The organism is Natronorubrum halobium (genome assembly GCF_051351675.1).
Classification (GTDB): domain Archaea; phylum Halobacteriota; class Halobacteria; order Halobacteriales; family Natrialbaceae; genus Natronorubrum.
This window is the reverse complement of the sequence record NZ_CP195595.1, coordinates 1,461,810-1,480,547: the sequence shown is the minus strand read 5'-3', so window position 1 is coordinate 1,480,547 and position 18,738 is coordinate 1,461,810. Positions and strand designations below refer to the sequence as shown.

Here is an 18,738-nt window from a genome sequence, read left to right as displayed (position 1 = left end):
CATGTCTAGTGACAACTCCGCGCCGAACGGCGCACGAGACGTCCCCTCACCGGGGACCTGGAGCATCGAGCGGTTCATCACCGAGTACGAAGCAGTCATGCGCGAGCGGACCGGTCGCGAGGACTGGTCGTTCGACGAGAGCCAGCGCGCGGCGATCACGGCACCGGACGTCCCTCTGCAGGTGACGGCGGGTCCAGGGTCAGGGAAGTCCGAGGTCAGTGTCGCGCGGACGCTCAAGTGGATCCTCGTGGACGGCGTTGACCCGCGCGGAATCATCCTGACCACGTACACCAAGAAGGCGGCCCAGAGCCTCGAACAGCGGCTCGTCGACCGTCTCTCGGGGCTGGGAAGCGGCGACGCGGTCGACGCCAGCGAGGTGTGGGTCGGGACGAGTCACGCCGTGTGGGACGATATCATGCGAGAGTTCCGCTGGGAGGAGTACCTCGACGTGGAACTTCTGGACCAGGACGCCCAGAAGTTCTTCATCCGACGTGAGAGCGACTTTGTCGACTACCTCGCCGACGGCGGTATCCATTCGTTCGACGGACTGGTCGGCACGCGTGATGTGTGGTACACGTCGGGGAACGGCTGCCGGAAGGTTTTCGCGGCGAACGCCGCGACGACGCTATTCAATCGCGTCGGACAGTACCGCGTCGACCTCGATGCGCTCGCAACAGCGGACGATCCGGGGCTGCGCAAACTCGCGGCCGCCCGCGAGATGTACGAGGAGTCGCTCTCGGGGGCCGCGCGGTGTGACTTCACTACCGTACAGGAGTGGTTCTTGGAGTTCCTCGAAAGCACTGCCGGCCGACGGTTCCTCGAAGGCGACGACGAACGTGACGTACCCCCGCTGACGCACGTGCTCGTCGACGAGTACCAAGATGTCAACCCTCTCCAAGAAAAGATCTACCTCACGCTCGCGGCGGCGATGGACACGCCGAGCATCACCGTGGTCGGCGACGACGACCAGTCGCTGTACCGGTTCCGGGGTGCGACGGTGGACTCTCTCATCGAGTTCCCCGAGCGGGTAGCACGAGAACTGTCCGTCGATGAGGACACCGTTGAGACGGTGCAGCTTCGGCGTAACTACCGGTCACGCCCGGGGATCGTTCGGTGGATTAACCGCTTCATCGGACAACATCCTGTGATGCAGGGCCCTGGCGCACGTGCCCCCGGGAAGGAGCCGATGCGGCCCGTTCGTCCGGACACGGACACCGATGCGGTGACCGCACTCACCGACCGCGACGAGGCGGCGTTAGCGGACCGGTTCGCTGACACCGTTGTCGACCTCTACGAGTCCGGCTACATCGACGACTACAGCGACATCGCCCTGCTCACCCACAGCACGATGGAGTCCCATAGCGGCGACGCGACGCTCGTCGGCCGCTGTGTCGATCAATTGCGCGATCGTGGCGTCCCCGTACATAACCCCCGTAATAAGGCGTTCATGGAGGAGGATGACGTCCAGGTCATCCTCGCATCGCTGATCAAATGTCTCGACCCGGGGCTGGAGGTGTTCGAGGACCGTGTCGGCGACAACCTTGACGAGGTCCATGGGTGGTTCACCACGTTCGAGCGCGTCGTCCCGGCGGACAGCGACCTCCGTGACATCATCGACGAGTACGCAGAACGCGTGCGGCGCACGGATCCGGGCGACCGGCTCGGGTTCGGGCTCCTCGAATTGTTCTACGCGCTACGGGCGTGTGAGCCGATATCCTCGTGGACGGAGGGAGGGGAGCGGACACCCATGCGCACCCGGCGAATCGGGAAGGTGACCGCGCTTCTGGAGTCGTTCGAGGGCATCGCGCCTGGGACGACATCCTCGCGGGAGATCGTCCGAACTACCCACGACGACTACGGTGCCGCCTCGACGCAGTTCCTAATGGCGCTATACTGGGAGTTCTGTGACTACGTCACTAAGGCAAACCTCGACGATCCCGAGGACCTCCACGACCAGCTGCCTGACGGCCACGTCCAAGTGATGACCGTCCACCAGGCGAAGGGCCTAGAGTTTCCCGTGACGTTCGTGGGAAGTATCGACTGGGAGACCGACGCTGGAGCAGCACACTGGATCGAGGACTCCCTCGGACCGTACGGCGAGCGCCGTGCCACCTCGTCGGCTGACGTTCGGGCTGCACGCGATCTCGTCAGGCAGTTTTATGTAGCACACAGCCGAGCGAGCGAGCACTTAGTGCTGCTGGGCACCCGAGACGAGTTCGACACCTCCGGCGGACTCGTCGCCTCGCTAGGCCAGCAGACGGACGGGACGTCAGTGGGACTGGACTGGTTCGCTCCTGACAGAATGGTCCGTGATGCTGATGACATCGCGGACCCGTCGACACCGATCGGCCCCGCGTCAGCGGGCGACCCAAAACGCGAGTACAGCGTCGTCGGCGACTGGCTAGCGTTCCGGAGATGCCCGCGTCAGTACGGCTACCTCGTCGAGTACGACTACGCGACGCCGCAGGCGACCCAGCTGTTCGCCGGGCTCGTTGTTCACCGGACGCTCGACCGCGCCCACCGGCACTTCCGCGGCGACATCGACGGTGCCACCGCCGGCGAGATCCCTAACAGAGACACACTGCGAGAGTACTTCGACGAGTCGGTGACCGCGTTGCGCGAGCAACGGATCCTCCCGGTCGGTTCCGCTGTCGAGGATACGATCTTCGACCACATCGAGCGGTTCAACCGGGAGGTCGGGCCGGATTTGTATCCCGAGATCACAGACACGGAGTGTAAACTCCGCTACGATACCAGGTCGGCCGTGCTCAACGGCGTGGTCGACGTCATCAAAGAGGACGACACCGTAGCACTGTGCGACTACAAAGCCGCCAAGCGGCCCGAGGAAGACGACGAGTTACTCGCAGACTACCGCCGGCAGCTCAAGGCGTACGCCGCCTTATACCGACGTTCGGAGGGGGAACTGCCCGACGAGGGAGTGATCTACTTCATAAGCGAGGACGATCCCGAACGCGAGCGACTGACCATCTCCTTCGACGATACGATGGTCGAGAATGCGTTGGACGCGTTCGGCGACACGATCGATGAGATCGAAGCGACCCGTGAAACGGACTCGTGGGGTGCGATCGACGCCAGCGACGCCCCTGACGAGAAAACCTGCGCAGAGTGCCCCGTAAACGGCGACTGCGATGCGTACGATCCGTAACTTTTCAGCAGTCATTCGTTGACATCGAACCGGACTTCCGGCGATCGATTTTATAAGCCATCGTCTAACTTGGGTAAGCCCCGTATCACGTCAGATAACGCGCCGCATCACTGCGACGACGTCGGCCACTACTATCGTCACACCGCCGACGGCCACATCGAACCGGTTGACTATCCCGATCTCATCTCCCTCCGGTACCGCTTCGAACGGGAGGTACAGCAAACCCATGACGAACGAACCGACTGACACCTATCCGACGCACGACGAGATCGCTCCCGACCCGGGAGACGAGGCGCACCCGGACATCCTCCGGATAACGGCGCTTCCAGCAGGTAAGGCGCACGCTGAAAGCCGCAACCGTCTGAGCGGTGGGAAGCCGGTGAGGACGTTGAACCGGCTCGGACCCGAGTGGTAAACTTCGAGGACCGCATTCAGATTCGCCGGCTGCTCACTTCGTGGCGCGAGGAGTTGCTCGAAGCGGTGATGGCTGAACCGCCGGAGAGCATTCGCGCCCTCGCTTACCGGCTCGGCCGCGACGTCCGTGACGTCCACGACGACCTCAGCCTGCTGGCTGGCTACCGTATCGTTCACTTCTGCGAGGCAGGCCGGGCGAAGCAGCCGTTCGTCCCCTACGAGACGGTCCGCACCGAGGTCGAATTCGGGCGCGCCACTCCTCTTCTTCATTCTCGACGAGCGACACGCCGGTCGACGCCTGACATGATCATGGGTGCTGATCAGAAGCCGATGGCAGCGGTGAGGCGCGTCGCGAGGCCGACGGCGCTGGCGGTTGCGACGAACGCGAGAGGGGCGTCCACCAGGAGTGCGGCGCCGACGTGACCCTAACGATGCACGGGCGCTCACCCCGCAGCCTCCCGACGTTCCTTCTCGTCGCTGACGCGGATCACGAGGTCACCACTGCGGCGGCCGGGCACGCCGGCTCGCTCGCTGACAGAGACGGAGATGCCAGGCATGCTGGTGACGGTATGAGACTTCACATGCGACCGGGGCACACATTCGTCGACATCGCCGGCGGCGTACTCCCGGTCGATCACGCTGGCGCGAACCTCGTACACCTGGCGAGCGCTTTCGCCGGTATACTCACGGACGCCCTCCTCGAAGACGTGAGCGACGCGGTCGGCGCCGGCGTTGATCGCGAAGGTGCTTATCGGTCACCCTCACCGGCGCTGGTGTGCCACCACGCGATCGCCCCCGCGGGGACTTCTGGACGTCAGGGAGCGCCTCGAGGCCGGCCTTCATGACGCGCCGCCACCAGGCGCCGTGGTACCGGTCACCGGCCTCGAGCTTCGCGAGCGCTCCGTCAATGTCGTACCCGGGCGGGTGGTCAGGCATCACGGCACTGACGAGCTCGTGCTTCGTCGACGGGCCAGTACAGTACCCGGCCGGCTGACCGGCGGCGGTCGACCTCTTCATGGTCACGGAGCTCCTCGAGCTTCCGGCGGGCCGAGTCCCGCGAGATATCCGTCTCCTCGGCCACATCGGCTGACGTGACGACCGGCGGCCCCTCCACAGCGTCAAACACCGCGAGGACGTCCTCGAGAGACGCCTGCTCGGCAAATCTACCTTTTTCGTTACGTTCTCCCATGAGCGTCCGTTTCGTCCCGTGATATAAAGCCGATACGGGTACACCATGCGGGAAACACTGCCCGGGAAAACCGATGGGCTTCGCCCGCCTGCTGTTCCCCGTGCGGTGTACGCCGCATGGACAGGACTTATAACTCCCTGCCTGCATGGACGACTCGTGACAGCCGGGCTCCTACGGGGCGTGACGCTGCTGAAAACGCCCGGTGCTGGAACACCGAGCCGGTCTGTCTTGGAGAGAAGACCAGCTATGAGTAAATCTGCAGGCGACTCGAAAGTTTCGCATCGCTCACGAACCGACCCGCGGTTGGACTACATCGAGATCGGCGTCGACGCGGACGTCGGCGCGTCTCACGTCTACCGGACCGTCGACGAGACTGTCTTGGTGATCGAGGGCGGCGAGATCGCGTACCGCTACGACCTCGAGGAGCTCGGTAAGAGCGTCAACAACTGGATTGACTACGTCGAGGCCAGGCGCGGCGGCTTCGCGCGGCAGCACCTGTACAAGGACCTCGAGGGCGCCATCGGAGGTACAGTGTAGATGCACGGCGCCATCGACTTCGACGCCGTCTGCCGCCGGGCCGAGGAGGCCGAGACCGATGCCGTTCGCGAGTTCCGGCTCGTCGCCGAGACGCGGGCGGTCGCCGGTCTGACTGACGACGTCGGGCCCGTCGACGGTGATCTGATCGTCGCCGGCGAGACCGAGGAGGGAGACCGATGAGTCCTGACGACCGCGCGGAGGCCCGCCGCCGGGTCGACGCCGTGATCGCGGACGCGGCTGACGATCTGGACGTCGACCACCGGGAGCTCGCCGCGCTGCTCCTGGAGACCCGGGACACACTCATCCTGTACGGCCGCGTCCCGGCGTGGTTCGGCAACGTCGACGCCGTCGAGTACGAGCAGTTCGCGGAGGCGACCGACGCGGACGTCGACGAGGCCGTCACCGGGAAAGGTCACTGATGGCAAGGCGCTACTCGCCGTTCGATCTCACCGACCGCCGGGCAACTGGCCATCCGAACGGCTACTGTCAAGTGTGTGGGCGGCCGGCATCGTCTCTCGAGGCCGAGCACTGCTCATCCAGCTGCCGGGGCCGCGCCGCCGAACGGGAGGCCCATGAGGCCGCTCTTGAGGAGGAGCGTCTCGAGATCAAGCGGGCCCGCGTGACGACCCTCCCGGACGAGGAGATCGCCCGGCGCGAGCCGGAGCGCCCGGAGCCGCCGGCGCGGCCTCCAGAGGTGAGCCGATGAGCGTCCAGGACGCCGACGCCGGTGATCAGGACGACGCCGTCGCCGAGCTCACCGAGTGGGACGAGCGGGCGCTGACGCAGTACCTCACCGTCCTGGAAGACATCGGGCGGGCCCGCGGCGCCGACGGCCTGTACCTGGTCGTCAGTCAGGCCGGGAAGGAGTACCTCGTCGACGCGGACGTCGGTGCGTGCGAGTGTCCCGACTACGAGTACCGGAACGCCCGCTGCAAGCACCTCCGGCGCGTCGACTTCGCGACCGGGCGTCGGCCGCTCCCAGCAGGCATCGATCTGGCTGACGTCGACGACCAGCTCGGTGAGCACATCTCCGGCTGGTCGGGTTAGTTCGGATTCGGTGTCATTCTTTCCTTTAAGTCACTCTCGTTACAAGGAGTATATATGAAGGGGGAACGGACTGTTCTGATGTGCATAACGCTCTTGAGAGACTTTTCTGTCCAGTAGATTGCTGGCAGGCTAATACCGAGAGCCATCTGTATCGATTTTGCAGAGATTAGGCGCACAGAACACTCCCTGCGGTAAACAATTAGGGAAGATAATATGGTAAGCACAAGTCAATCAGCGACGCAAAGGAATAGCACTGTCGATTCCATGACTTTCTCTCCGAGAAGAATGGCGTCCTACGATATGGAGCACGGCAGAGAAGGAGAGGGGTCACTATCAGGAGAGGAGTTATACATCGATAAACACGTTTATGAAACTGCGTTCGAGTCACCGAATGCAACCGCCGTTGGGAAACCCGATGACCGCCAAAAAAAGCGCATCGGGACAGACGACGACCGTCTTCACCAACTGAACGAAGAACGTCACCGAGCGCTTAAGGGGCATTCCAACCGAATGCACGAACTCGACAAAAAGCGGATTACCGAGGCATTGTGTTCCGCGTTGGACGTCTCAAACGGTGAACAGCGACTCGTGGTCAAGCATCTCCAAGAACTCGACTTCGACCAGTTCGGTAACCAGAAGGCTGTGGAAAAAGTCTCACTCGCAGTGATTCGTTACGTCGTAGACCAGCAGAGACTGGAACACGGAGCAGAATGGGACGACCTTGTTCGAAACAGTGATGCATACACTGATGTCCGGGAACGAGTCCTTGATGGAGACCGCGGGTTCATGAAACTCTGCGAGAAAGTCAAGAGCGCTGTAGAAGAACAGAGGTTCCGGGCGATGACCGGCTTTTCTGACGTTCCTGGGCCTGACCCGAACCTCCAGAACACGGGCCGACGGAGGTGAGTACCTGATGTTGAGCCCCCTTGTAGTGACAACTATAGCCTATACGATGGCGCTGTTGTGTGTCCTTCTGGCGATGGTATTCGCGCACACGAAACGAGACGTATCTGTCGAAATCACGCTCTTCGACTTCTCTCCATAAGGTGTTAATCTGATCCAGGGTCAGTGAAGAATGCTAGCCACGCGTCCTGTCTGGAGGACACAGGTGAGCAGATACAGTCAGGTATAGGTACAAAACGAGCAGCCGATGGCTATTAACTCCAACCTCACCGAACGACGGATGAGAACGTTCGATTTGCTAATCATTCAGGGCCGCCCAGTCGCCGATGTCGTCACGCAGATTGCCGAAGAGTTTGAGGCGAGCGAGGCAGCAGTGAAGACTGACATCGACCGGCTCGAGTCGTGGGTCGACGACCTCCCGCCGCGGACCGACCCGTCGGGGAAGGCGCGGATGCAGGAGTTCCGTGATGCCCGCCGCCGGCTGTACGAGCTCATCCCGGCGGCTCGACGCAAGGACGACCCAGACCTCGAGCGGAAGGTGATTCGCGACATCATCACGTCCATCCGGACTGATATCCGGCTGTGCCAGTCGCTTGGCCTGGCTGTCGACGAGAGTGACGTCGGCGTGATCGAACTCCCCGAGAGCATCACCGGTGACGATCCACTCGTTGGCCTCGCCGAACGAGACCCGGCGATCGAATCGACGTCACCCTCGAGATGAGACCGATGGCAGATCTCCTAAATCCAATTACATACCCGAACGCGGAATCACCAGACGGCGCCGGTTCGGGATTCGGGTTTCACGAGGGACGCCTCCCGCAGCGGCCGGCCCCGCGCCCGGACCTCACCGTCGTCGACGAGGCTGCCGGGCCGATCACGCCGGGGGCCGGAGCCGTCCCGACCGGAGGTGATCGGCGCCGATGAAAGACGAGCTCCGTCAGCGCCGGCAGGAGACCTACCGGATGCTGGTCGCTCACGGGATCTCGCATTCGGAGGTCGTCAAGCGGTTGAGCGACAGCTACGACGTCTCGAAGTCGGCCATCCGGAAGGACATCAAGAATATGAACAGTTGGCTCCCGGACCTCTCGGTCGACTTCAGCGCCGCCATCGTCCGATTGACCCGGCTCCGCGATCAGCAGCAGGAACTCGAGTCGGTGGCGCTCCAAGCGCGCCGGGACGGTGACCCGCGAACGGAGATCCGGGCCCGGCAGGAGATTCGGAAGTCGATCATGGCCGAGCACAACATCGCGACCGACGTCGGTCTCACTCCCGACAGCGGAGAGGGCGCAGCCGCCCTGGAGGAGATCGACACCGGCATCGACCCGGAGGACGAAGCGCTCCTGGACGAGTTCTGCGGTATCGAGGGTGACCTCGACGCGGTCGAACTCGAGGGGATCCGGTAAACGCGGCCGGTTCCCGGAATCGGTCGGTCAACCATGTTCGCTCGGTTCAAAGCCCCGGAACTGGACGGACGATAGCCGTTTTCAGGGTCCGTCGACGGCCCTCGATCACCACGAACAGCGGACCGACAGTCGCGCACAGTCGCCTCGAGTGCCGGCGCAGGAGGGCTCCGATCAGACCCCTGGCACGAAGAAAAACTGAAACCGGGATCTCGGGCCCTGTTCTTCCCGAACGTGGCCGTCTCGGCGTTTCGGTGCCGATCTGGGCGGACGTCGACGCTCATCGCGAGCAGAGGCTGCCGGTGACTTCTACGACGGGTTCGGTCGATGGTCCGACGAGGAGGCCGACTGCGTCCGTGAGGGGCGCCGGAAGTCGAAGGAGAAGCGGAAGCAGCGGATGCGCGAGCGTGTTGAGGACGCTGCATGAAGGTCCTCGACGCGACGTTTCTGATCGACTACCTGGACGGCGTCGAGGCGACCCGCGAGTTCTACGAGGAGCACGGCGGTGAGGAGATCCGATCGCTCCCGTTCCGGCGCTCGCGGAGGTCCTCGTCGGTGAGGGGAACCTCCCGAACGGAGACGTCGACGCGGCCCGCGCCAATCTGGCCTGGGTCGACGTTCATCCCGTCGACGAACGGATGGCGGTCACGGCGGGAGTGATCGCAGACGAGATCGCGCCCGGGGGCCGTACCTGGACGGGCCCGACACGCTGATCGCTGCGGTCGGCCGCGAGCTCGATGCACCGGTGGTCTCCGGCGACGGCGACCTCACTCATCCGGAGACGAAGGCCGTCGTCGACGTCGAGGAGTACTGACCGGCGCCGTCCCACAAGCCGGGCGAACCGTCTCGCCTGGACGCGATGTCGGTTTGATGAAGGAGGCTACTGGAGAATCAATTCATCCCGCACTTGTGGACATTGGTAGTTTCGTTGAGGAAAACCCAAGTGCTGAATCTTGGATGGACTGGTTCCGCGGCGATGGTGATCCGCTTAGTGCAGGTTCAGCGTATGGCGACATCAAGGATGCTCCTGAGATGGCACAATACATTCAAGAGCACCAAAACACCCAAATCGGGCTCCAGAACGTCGAATTCAATGGCCGGCAATTGAAGCTAGTTCTCTCACGCAACGGTTGGATCGCTGTCTATGAACCGAAGGAGATGGACACTATCGAGTTTTCCCAGTTCGTTCGCAAGAAAGTGCTTCCATATGTAAACCCAAATCAGTGAGAACTAATGATTGAATCAATAATCTTCATACTGGCGTTGTTCACGGGCGTGTATCTGGTCGCAGCGGTCGCTGATACTGTGTTTGGCCAACCTCGAACTAACAGTGGATAGTTCGCTCCGAATCGAACGACAGTCATTGAGGACGGAGTCAAGCTTGCTTGTCTCCTATCTCTCGGCATTGCGCTGCTTCTGTTGCTCTAACGTTTCTCCCCACTCTGTCGTTCTACTGTCGCTCATCATAACAGAAACTGTACACCCCTAGAAAAATGAACTCACTCTGGTGGTGATTCGGGGATTTTAAATCCTTCGTCAACATCCTCATCGGTCTCGTTAGCAACTTCATCAACGAGTACCCATTCCAATTCTGCGAGCTTCTTTGCGACTTGGCTTCCCTTATTGATCTGGTAGAGCGGGCTGCCTCCGATCTCACGAGTCTTTTTGACTACACCAAGCTCAAGCAGGTCGTCAATGTGCCGATAGATAGAACTTCGGCTCATACCTCCAACATCAGCAATTGTACTGACGTTGACATCCCGTCCCTGTTGAAGCAATACAGCCAGAATCTTCACTTTGGGGTTATCGCCAAACAGGTTAGTAAGTGCGACATTTTCGGTATAGTTCTGGCTGTTCTCGGGATTCATTTGCATGGGCATGGTTATCTCTGATGGTTACGAGCGGGGTGTTCAATGCACCAGTACCCCTGGTGCTTCTATCCTCACCTGTCTGTATGGGTTTGATACACTTAATGTTTTCCCAAGGAACTCATGAACGTCTGGATGGAACTCACCCAGTATTGCTTGAGTACACACTAGTGCTACAGCGAAACACTTATGTCGTTGAATATGTTATGTCTATACGCACGCATGGACTCTTGGAATGATACTCATCTTCAAGTCGTCTCTACGATGGTCCGCGAGCCCGTAGCGGGCGAACGTCACGTCCAGCGACAAACTCTCAAGGGCTGGTGCGGCGGATATGACGGCGATGAACTTGATGAGGCGATTGATGACCTCATCAAGATCGGCCTGATTCGAGAGAAGGGGCGGGGGACTATCACGCTACGAAGCGTGCAGGCGGGAAAACAGTTCCTTGAAGAGTTTGACGACGACGACGACTACGTCTGGCACTACTGACTCCCTCCTAGAATCAATTATTTGATGTAAGTCTGCTATGACGCCCTGTCATGGAGGTACCATGAGGTTGATGCGACCGCGAAAGTAGACGAGCACAAGGTCTGGATGACCGATGCCGAGCTCGAGGAGCTTCGCCGGGCGGCCGCGAACCATCGGGACGACCTGATTCTGCAGCTCGGCGGGTACGTCGGCCTCCGGGCGTTCGAGGTCCCACAGATTGAGCCGCGTCACGTCAAGCGGACCGGTGACGGCGATCACTACCGGCTGCGCGTCCCGGAAGGGAAGGACACGAGCGGCGGCGGGAAGCCTCGCGACGCGTACCTCCCGCGGGACGTTGAGGCCGCCATCCACCGCTACCGGTCGGCCGAGGAGATCGCCCAGGACGAGCCGCTGATCGACCTCTCCGAACGGGGCGTCCGGGCGGTCGTGAAGCGGACGGCCGAGCGGGCAGCCGAGGAGACCGGCGACCCGGACTTCCGGCACATCTCTTCTCACGACCTCCGGCGCCGGTTCGCGCAGCGGCTCCTCGTCGACGAGCGGGTGAACCCGCGCGTCGTGATGGCCGTCGGCGGGTGGGACTCCTTCCAGGCCATCGAGCCGTATCTCAACGCGCCGACCGAGGACGTCGTCAACGAGGCGTTCGAGGACGCGGGCCTGGCCTGATCGGGCCGGCTGCCGTCGCGATCACGCCGGAGGCCTCCCCGCAACACCCATTACTGTGAGTAGACAAGTAGCGTACATGACCACGGACGACGGGCCTGCGGCGAATCGGGACGCCCGCGAGTTCGCGAGGGTGTTCATCGAAGAGCATCGCGAACTATACGATAAGCTGGCTCGCGAGTAGCGCCGTCGACGCGGTCGGCCTCGAGGCCGGTCGCTCCGGGGAACCGGTCGGTCGACCACGTTCGCCCGGTTCGGACCCTGGAACTGGACGGTCGATCACCGCTCTCGGGCCCCGTCGACGGTCCTCGGTGTCGGTCGCGATGGTCGTGTTCTGCAGGCAATGCGGTTCGCGGTATTCTGATGCTGGTGAAATAAGACGGAAGGGGGCTTCTTCCACTGAAACTACGGTTAGCTAAATAGGACTGGAATGAGCTTACTGGTGCCAGTGTAAGCCGTGAACGGATCGAGCGGAGTGAGGTGGTCTCACTCGAGGACGTCGACGCCGCGACCCGGTACCTCGAGGAACACTCGACCGAGCGATTCGTTATCCCAGCACCGGCGTTCGCAGAGGTTCTCGTCGGAGAGGGAAACGGCCCGGACGAGAGTGACATCGAGGGCGCTCGCGAAGCCCTGTCGTGGGCTGAAGTGTATCCCGTGGACGGGGGGACGGCCATCACCGCAGCGGAGGTCGCCGACGAAGTCGGTCCGCAGGGGCCGTACCTCACCGGGATAGACGGCGTGATTGCGGCGGTCGGACGCGAGCTCGATGCAGCGATCGTCAGCGCCGACCGAGACCTCACACACCCGGAGACTGCGGCCGTGATCGACGTCGAAGACTACACGGACACGGGTCGATGAGTGTGACCTTCTACCGGCTGACGGACGACGAGTACGATCACATCGGACGGGTAGCTGACGGGGTGATCCTCGAGGGTGAGGAGGCGCTCGCAGGTGTCACCCGGACGGTCGAGGGGGCGGATGAGGAGGAACTGATCGAGCAGTTTAACGGACCGTACTTGGTAGCGGCTATCGACCCGTCGGGCGAGCCCGCTCGCTGGTAAGTGGCTGACGAATTTTTAAGGTATCGGGTTGGTACGAGTGAATGTCGTATCCAGTCGTAACTGACAGGGCAGAGCAGCAGTATAATCCACCAATGAGACGATTTGAAGCTGGGGATCGGGTTCGGATCGATATTCCAGATGAAGACGATCCGGATCATGAGCGACTCCATCGAAAACACGGAACAATCGTCGAAATATTTGAGGATGACGCTGGCCAGGAAACAGGAGACCCACGTGACTCCCATCTTTTTAGCGTTGAGATTGATGATGGGGCGATCGAACACCTTCGATGGAGGGATCTCCGACCAGCCTTAGACTCATAACTGTACGCGGCCACCCATACTATGAATTCTATGCCACGCTTACCCCCTATTCAAATGTTTGAGGACCTGGACAAGGAGACAGTTGAGGGCATCTTGGATGCCCCCGAACCCACTCTCGATAGGGACGAGACCACCATCATCTATCTCGACCAGAAGATTTGGGGCCAGTTCCACGCTGGCCGCCATGATCCTGACTCCCGTCACACCGATGCCTACGAGACCGTCAAACGAGCCGTCGACGACGGCGTCGCTGTCTGCCCATACTCCATCGCCCGCTTTTTCGAAACCGATGCACACCCCGACGAGACGTTCAAGCGGCAGCTCTACGAACTCATGATCGACCTCTCTAACAACTTCTGCATGCGAAACTACTTTGACGCTGTCGGCGCCGAGATCACGGCGTACCTCTTCAGACATATCGACCTGTTGCCCGCAATCAATCCCGCCGACCAAGTGTTCGGCCGCGGCCTCGCCGACCCCCACGGTACGCCCCGCATCATGGACGGCGGCGAACCGGTTGAGGATGAGTGGAAGATCCACAAGTTACTCCGATCCGAGTACGTCACCCGACAGATGATTCAGGCCGACGACTACGTCGACAATCTTCCAAACCTCCGAGACGAAGAGAAACGCGCTGAGTACGTCGAAACACTCGAATCGATACGGCAGGAGTACGAGGACATCGCCGACACCGACGAAGAACGCCGCGAACAACTGATCATCGAAAGCTTCCGGAACGATGTGCTCCCCGGCCTTATCTACACCGCCGACCAGCTCCCCATCGACATTATCTCCATCATCGCCCGCGACACCGCCTTCAACGGGTTCGACGACTTCTTTATGCAATTTCCCACCTACTACACCCACCTCGAGCTCATCCTCGGCCGCGACTTTCATCGGCACCGCGACATTGAGGCCAACGATCTCCACGACGTCATGGCCCTCGCTGTCGCTATCCCCTACACCGACGTCGTCGTCACCGAGGAATTCTTCGCTGGCGTCGCCTACCAACAGGACCTCCCCGACCGGTTTGACACTACCATCCGTACCGACCTCCAAGACCTCGCGGACCTCCTGTGAAATATCGGTCAGTTTAGCGCAAATCTGCTTCGAGTCGAAATTGTTGAGGGGACCAGTTACTTCTGAGCTTTTCCTGGAGGTATATGCCCTCGAAATCGGAGGGTAAGGAGCTTATTCAGATGAACAGCTGTCACCGGACTGGGTCGAGCTCGTGCAGGGACGCCAGTAAATCCGTGCCCCACCTCCTACTTTCTTCGTTCGCAGCTCGCCTATTGCCACCAAATCCTGTAGATAGTTTCGCGCCGTGTTCCGATGGCATTGGTACTTCAGTTGCTCGGCGATCTCAGGAGCGTTGAACGGCTCGCAAGCATCCTCATTTTCTTCGAAGATTTCGAGAACGGCCTCGGTGGTCACTTTCGGATGTGGTCCAGCCATAAGATGTGTGCGGCGACAAGCCAAAATCCACGTTGGCAAGCCAGTAATTCGCCTGTGTGCGCCGAAAGAGTCCTTTTGAAAATGCGCTTAGAAGCATTGTGAAGGTTATTTAGTGATTGAGGCGAGAGTGGATCGAGATGAAGTACCGACCTCCGAAATGTGAAAAGTTGAGTGAAGCAGTTATCTGGACACTGGCCGCAGAGATGGAAACACCTCCGGAAAAGTTCCGTCCAGTATTGTACGAATCTGTCGACCCTCAGGCATTAGATGAGATATTCAGGCTCGAAGACGCAGAAGGGAGAGTCTCCTTCGAACACGCAGGGTACCGGATTACGGCCCACAGCAGTGGCACAATAGAACTTGAAGAGGTGAAGGATGAGTCGTGATCGAGGGATCTCCGAGGATTCACACGACAGGAACATTGGTGAGGAAGCAAGGCCAGGTGAAGACAGCTCAAAATTGGAGCTACGGCGGCGGGCCTTCCTGACCGCGGTGGCCGGCAGTTCCATCGCCCTTGCCGGTTGTATGGGATCAGCAAACGACGACGTCGGGATTGTACATGGTCCAATCGCCGAGCGCCCGGCGAAAGGAGAGTATGACGACATGCTGTTTCATGCGAAAGATCAAGGGATTACTTGGCGCTGGGATGCCTCGAGCGAAGATTGGGTGTATTTTAGCGGCCGTGGAAGTGGTGATCAACCAGTGCCCGGAACGAGCCATCTCGAGGCTGCTCGAATCCGTCACGCACGCTCAAAGGAGACTCCTGTGTGGAACGTAGAGGCCCATGGAATCAAAGGAGACGGTACTACCGAAGTCGGCCAAGCTATCCACGAGCTTCTCGATTCTGTTGACAAAACTGGGGGTGGTATCGTTTATTTCCCGCCAGGTAGGTACCTCCTCGAGCGAACTCCACTGGTGGGTGACAATACGATCATCCTGGGCGCCGGTCGGTCGACCGTATTCGAGGGCCCACGCCCGGATGGCTCGGAAGGGCGTGCTCTACTCTCCAATAAGGGCTACGACGCATCTGAGTACAACGGCGCATCGAACTGGGCGGTCTGCAACGTCCGAGTAGATTCTCCGGCTTCAAACGGAATTCTGCCTGCGCACGCAGAAAACGTTCGATTGGAGAATATCTACGGCGACGCCATCTACTATCATCACATCGATATCGTCTCATCGAAGAATGTGACTGTGGACGGCTACTGGGCAACTCGTGGTGGAGAGGGGAGCTCAGATGCACCTATGCAATTCGACAATCAAAACCAGGGCACGGCCGCCAACGGCATCCAGGACGGTGACGAATATCGGCTAACGAAAGACGACGATACACCAGCTAAAAATTGCACCCTCAAAAACTTCGAGATCGATCCAGAGAACGAGCCGAGCCACGGGGTGCACATCCATCGTGACGGAAACGAGTCGATCACGATCGCGGATGGGCACATCACCGGTTGTCAAAATTCGGCTATTCGGGCCGATACTGGTGGGCTGGTTGAGGATTTGACCATCAATAGGGTTTCGTGTATCGAAAACGCGAGAGGGATTTCACTGGGTCATATTGAGGAAGGACGTCGCGAGCTGACGATCAGTAACGTCACTATTAGAACCGACGACAGCAAGATTGCTGCTGGGTCTGGGTTGTACGCGAGCGGATTTGCCGGTGCTGAAATCTCGAACGTAGTTGTCGACGGGGAATTTACGAATTCTATCATCTTCGATGACATGGTTGATCTGAAGATGAGTACGGTGACTGCAAAAGGAGCAAGAGACCAGGCATTCAGGTTCCGAGAAAACGTCGACGTGACGCTCACAACCGCACGCGCCGAAAATTGTGGCAGTGCAGGCATCTATTCGGGCCCCGGCAGCAGTGTCGCCTATGCGGGCGTCATATTCGACAACTCAGGTAGCGAGATAGACGTTGATGGCGAGATTCGGGAATGGGTTACTTCGGAATCTGCGTGAATGATTCATTCCCTACATTAGTAAAATATACCACAGGCTCGTGACATTCATACCAGTAGCTTGTACCATTTTCCATTTGCCGTCAATCTACGTGTTTAACCGTCTAAACGCAGTTTCAAGAGACTACGGTTAACCACGAAGCTTTACCGTATCAGTTTACATACATATTTAATACTCTGGCCTATATTGTATTCACTGTAAGCACTCAAGACGATCATGCCAGCAGAAACCGCCATCCCGTGTTCAAGAGACGTCCGGGATCTGGTTAAGGAAAAGAAACGAGGTGGAGAATCGTATGACTGTCTTCTGAAGAAGATGGTCTCACAGTACAATCCCACCACCGCGAAGGACAATTGAAAGGCGGAGCATCCGGCTGGGACCGGCCTGACTCTACGTGAATACTCGTCACGTGGGTAGTTAGGCTTTTGGAGAGCCAGAGGTCCGTCGGACAGCTCCGGGGACGGCTGGACCCGAACCCAGCACCCCAGAGATATGCAATCGACAGGATCCGAAGACAACACAGGTACAGTACGACGAACGAGAGGCGAGATTGACGTGGACGCTTTCGAGGCGAGTCCCAGTACGGGATACCGCGAACTCTATTCAATGATGGTGGCCGACGATGTCTAAGGCTGACCTCACCGACACACCAGAGACCTACGTACGGGAGCACCAGGAGACACTCACCGAGATAATCAAGCACGGCGACGACGACTTCGTCCGGGCGCTCTGTCTCGCAGCCCTCGTGAAATACGGGTCAGACCCAGACGTCGAGAAGCTCCAGGAGGAGATCGCCCGCCTAGACGAGCTGCAGGAAAAGGTGAGATGACCGCGATGGGTTCGATCTCGATCAGCGAATCCGTCTCATTCTCCGACCGCTTCGGTGAACTGCTGCGCAGCCTGGATGAGGTCGGCGTCTCCCCCGAAGGCCTTGATCACCGGTTCGATGTCCTCGAGTTTGTCGAGGAGTTCCGGGTTCCGTTTTGCAATACGGAGAAGGGCGCGTCGTTGTTCATCCTGATCCTTCCGAAGGTCCTCGACTGCACCGTGGTCGAGAGCCTGGTTGCACCACATACAGACCGGTTCCCCTCGGGGAGTGTCGCGCCCGCAGCGGGGGCATTCGACTGGGCCGGTCGGGCCATCGTCCTCCTCTTCGACCTCAAGGCCGTGGAGCTGGGCGTATTGCGAGTCGGATTCGCCCCCGAACCGGGCGACGTAGTGGGCCGTCGCTTTACTCCCACGAGTCCGTCCCTGACGATCCTCGATGAAGGCCTGCGGCATCCCCTGACGGGCCAACCAGGTGGCATTCGACTTTCGGAAGTTCGTCGGAGTGACGGGCTTCGTGACGCCCGCTCGCTTGCCGGCGTCTTTGAAGGCGTTGTTGAACATACGATACGAGATTTCTTCGGGCTTCGAGAGTTTCGACCACAGAGGGGCGTCTGGGTCGTCTGGAGCCGGATGGTCGGAGAGCCAGCGGTTCAAATAGGGGACGGAGGGGATGAGCGTGATCGAGCGTTGCCCCTTCTTGCCGTCGACCATCACCTGGAGGCCGTACTCGTGATCGTTGACGTCGCCAACAGTGAGTTCCTGGAGCTCACCGCTCCGGGCTCCGGAATCGAACGCGACTGCGATGAGAGCCTTGTCCCGGGGGTTCCGGGCTGCGTCAATCATCGACTTGACGTCGGCCTCCCACTCGAGCATGTCTGCGGGGTTTGGGACCGGGTCGTGGCTGTTGCTCGTTCCGGAGGGGACCCATTCAACACTCGCGGGGATGCCCTCTTGGTCGGTGACGCGCTTGGCGAACACCCGGAGCGCCGTTCGGTAGTCGTGATTGGTGTACTCGTTTTCGTACTCGCGGTTGATCCAGCGAACAATCTCTTCCGATGCCTCTCTATCCTCGAGGGCGTCGGCCATGCCGCCGACGTTCTCCGCGATCCGAGTAGCGTGACGGAGCAGTTTGATGTGGCGATGATCGGTATACTTGGACTTCAGGAGGTCCATCTTGTCGCTAAACCGGATGAGGAGCTCGGCGTCCTCGTCGGAGATTTCCTCAGCTTCCTGAATGCGGTCCCGCAAGTTCTGTATCTGTGTGCGTTTGCCGGTCATCCCACAATCACTATACCATCTCATATTATACGTAGGATTATGAAGTCTCGGTTCAAATCCCGGCCTAGGCTCTTATCATCTCGTGGTCATCCCCGCTCAGACCCTTCTAATGAGGATCCTCGGAATGGCTCCACTGTTCTTGGACGAAA

Annotated in this window: 23 protein-coding genes and 2 pseudogenes; 20 read left to right on the top strand and 5 right to left on the bottom strand. The window is 60.0% G+C overall.

Annotation, left to right across the window (positions count from 1 at the left end; translation table 11 throughout):
- The first annotated feature begins 1 nt into the window (after window position 1).
- Window positions 2-3,166, top strand: a complete 3,165-nt coding sequence (locus tag ACSFC7_RS07305; protein WP_436347061.1) for a UvrD-helicase domain-containing protein — start codon at window positions 2-4, stop codon at window positions 3,164-3,166.
- A gap of 90 nt (window positions 3,167-3,256) precedes the next feature.
- On the opposite strand, the gene ACSFC7_RS07300 is transcribed toward ACSFC7_RS07305, so the two are convergent.
- Entirely contained in the window at window positions 3,257-3,388 is a 132-nt protein-coding gene (locus ACSFC7_RS07300; RefSeq protein WP_436347060.1) for a hypothetical protein, read from the bottom strand.
- 4 nt (window positions 3,389-3,392) lie between these two features.
- Between ACSFC7_RS07300 and ACSFC7_RS07295 the strand changes: the two are divergent.
- Window positions 3,393-3,829 (top strand): annotated as a pseudogene (locus ACSFC7_RS07295) (transcriptional regulator); the annotation flags it as partial.
- Between the two features lie 194 nt (window positions 3,830-4,023).
- Here ACSFC7_RS07295 and ACSFC7_RS07290 read toward each other — a convergent pair.
- Window positions 4,024-4,218, bottom strand: coding sequence for a hypothetical protein (locus tag ACSFC7_RS07290; protein WP_436347059.1), 195 nt, complete (start codon window positions 4,216-4,218; stop codon window positions 4,024-4,026).
- 290 nt (window positions 4,219-4,508) lie between these two features.
- On the bottom strand, window positions 4,509-4,769 hold the full coding sequence (locus tag ACSFC7_RS07285) for a hypothetical protein (RefSeq protein WP_436347058.1): 261 nt from the start codon (window positions 4,767-4,769) through the stop codon (window positions 4,509-4,511).
- 246 nt (window positions 4,770-5,015) lie between these two features.
- Here ACSFC7_RS07285 and ACSFC7_RS07280 point away from each other — a divergent pair, with 246 nt between their 5' ends.
- The 10 genes and pseudogenes from ACSFC7_RS07280 to ACSFC7_RS07235 all read left to right on the top strand — a co-directional run bounded on the left by ACSFC7_RS07280 (window position 5,016) and on the right by ACSFC7_RS07235 (window position 9,883).
- Window positions 5,016-5,306: a hypothetical protein gene (locus ACSFC7_RS07280; protein ID WP_436347057.1), complete on the top strand. Its 291-nt coding sequence runs from the start codon at window positions 5,016-5,018 to the stop codon at window positions 5,304-5,306.
- Window positions 5,307-5,486, top strand: a complete 180-nt coding sequence (locus tag ACSFC7_RS07275) for a hypothetical protein (RefSeq protein WP_436347056.1) — start codon at window positions 5,307-5,309, stop codon at window positions 5,484-5,486.
- Window positions 5,483-5,725, top strand: coding sequence for a hypothetical protein (locus ACSFC7_RS07270; protein WP_436347055.1), 243 nt, complete (start codon window positions 5,483-5,485; stop codon window positions 5,723-5,725). Before ACSFC7_RS07275 ends, ACSFC7_RS07270 begins: the two co-directional genes overlap by 4 nt.
- A gap of 283 nt (window positions 5,726-6,008) precedes the next feature.
- Entirely contained in the window at window positions 6,009-6,353 is a 345-nt protein-coding gene (locus tag ACSFC7_RS07265; protein WP_436347054.1) for a hypothetical protein, read from the top strand.
- A 285-nt stretch (window positions 6,354-6,638) separates the two neighbouring features.
- Entirely contained in the window at window positions 6,639-7,259 is a 621-nt protein-coding gene (locus tag ACSFC7_RS07260; protein ID WP_436347053.1) for a hypothetical protein, read from the top strand.
- Between the two features lie 277 nt (window positions 7,260-7,536).
- Complete coding sequence (locus ACSFC7_RS07255) at window positions 7,537-7,977, top strand: hypothetical protein (protein ID WP_436347052.1); 441 nt, start codon at window positions 7,537-7,539, stop codon at window positions 7,975-7,977.
- A 5-nt stretch (window positions 7,978-7,982) separates the two neighbouring features.
- Complete coding sequence (locus tag ACSFC7_RS07250; protein WP_436347051.1) at window positions 7,983-8,180, top strand: hypothetical protein; 198 nt, start codon at window positions 7,983-7,985, stop codon at window positions 8,178-8,180.
- Window positions 8,177-8,659: a hypothetical protein gene (locus ACSFC7_RS07245; RefSeq protein ID WP_436347050.1), complete on the top strand. Its 483-nt coding sequence runs from the start codon at window positions 8,177-8,179 to the stop codon at window positions 8,657-8,659. The genes ACSFC7_RS07250 and ACSFC7_RS07245 overlap by 4 nt, the downstream gene beginning before the upstream one ends.
- A gap of 420 nt (window positions 8,660-9,079) precedes the next feature.
- A pseudogene (locus ACSFC7_RS07240) lies at window positions 9,080-9,470 on the top strand (PIN domain-containing protein).
- A 56-nt stretch (window positions 9,471-9,526) separates the two neighbouring features.
- On the top strand, window positions 9,527-9,883 hold the full coding sequence (locus ACSFC7_RS07235; protein WP_436347049.1) for a hypothetical protein: 357 nt from the start codon (window positions 9,527-9,529) through the stop codon (window positions 9,881-9,883).
- Between the two features lie 272 nt (window positions 9,884-10,155).
- Here the strand turns inward: ACSFC7_RS07235 and ACSFC7_RS07230 are convergent, their stop codons facing one another.
- Window positions 10,156-10,530, bottom strand: coding sequence for a helix-turn-helix domain-containing protein (locus ACSFC7_RS07230; protein ID WP_436347048.1), 375 nt, complete (start codon window positions 10,528-10,530; stop codon window positions 10,156-10,158).
- Between the two features lie 216 nt (window positions 10,531-10,746).
- On the opposite strand from ACSFC7_RS07230, the gene ACSFC7_RS07225 reads away from it, so the two are divergent.
- The 8 genes from ACSFC7_RS07225 to ACSFC7_RS07190 all read left to right on the top strand — a co-directional run bounded on the left by ACSFC7_RS07225 (window position 10,747) and on the right by ACSFC7_RS07190 (window position 17,312).
- On the top strand, window positions 10,747-11,016 hold the full coding sequence (locus ACSFC7_RS07225; protein WP_436347047.1) for a hypothetical protein: 270 nt from the start codon (window positions 10,747-10,749) through the stop codon (window positions 11,014-11,016).
- 105 nt (window positions 11,017-11,121) lie between these two features.
- Window positions 11,122-11,679 (top strand): site-specific integrase, encoded by a 558-nt coding sequence (locus ACSFC7_RS07220; RefSeq protein ID WP_436347046.1) that lies wholly within the window; start codon window positions 11,122-11,124, stop codon window positions 11,677-11,679.
- 477 nt (window positions 11,680-12,156) lie between these two features.
- Window positions 12,157-12,537 carry a PIN domain-containing protein gene (locus ACSFC7_RS07215; RefSeq protein WP_436347045.1) on the top strand — a complete coding sequence of 127 codons (381 nt, stop codon included), beginning with the start codon at window positions 12,157-12,159 and terminating at the stop codon, window positions 12,535-12,537.
- The gene (locus ACSFC7_RS07210) at window positions 12,534-12,740 is read left to right on the top strand and encodes a hypothetical protein (protein WP_436347044.1); all 207 of its coding nucleotides are present in this window, start codon (window positions 12,534-12,536) and stop codon (window positions 12,738-12,740) included. Before ACSFC7_RS07215 ends, ACSFC7_RS07210 begins: the two co-directional genes overlap by 4 nt.
- 377 nt (window positions 12,741-13,117) lie before the next feature.
- A complete protein-coding gene (locus ACSFC7_RS07205; RefSeq protein ID WP_436347043.1) occupies window positions 13,118-14,143 on the top strand; it encodes a hypothetical protein in 1,026 nt (341 codons plus the stop codon).
- A gap of 512 nt (window positions 14,144-14,655) precedes the next feature.
- The gene (locus ACSFC7_RS07200; protein WP_436347042.1) at window positions 14,656-14,904 is read left to right on the top strand and encodes a HalOD1 output domain-containing protein; all 249 of its coding nucleotides are present in this window, start codon (window positions 14,656-14,658) and stop codon (window positions 14,902-14,904) included.
- A complete protein-coding gene (locus ACSFC7_RS07195; RefSeq protein WP_436347041.1) occupies window positions 14,894-16,483 on the top strand; it encodes a glycosyl hydrolase family 28-related protein in 1,590 nt (529 codons plus the stop codon). The genes ACSFC7_RS07200 and ACSFC7_RS07195 overlap by 11 nt, the downstream gene beginning before the upstream one ends.
- Window positions 16,484-17,105: 622 nt before the next feature.
- Complete coding sequence (locus ACSFC7_RS07190) at window positions 17,106-17,312, top strand: hypothetical protein (RefSeq protein ID WP_436347040.1); 207 nt, start codon at window positions 17,106-17,108, stop codon at window positions 17,310-17,312.
- A 35-nt stretch (window positions 17,313-17,347) separates the two neighbouring features.
- Here the strand turns inward: ACSFC7_RS07190 and ACSFC7_RS07185 are convergent, their stop codons facing one another.
- Window positions 17,348-18,589: a tyrosine-type recombinase/integrase gene (locus tag ACSFC7_RS07185; RefSeq protein WP_436347039.1), complete on the bottom strand. Its 1,242-nt coding sequence runs from the start codon at window positions 18,587-18,589 to the stop codon at window positions 17,348-17,350.
- Between the last annotated feature and the right edge of the window lie 149 nt (window positions 18,590-18,738).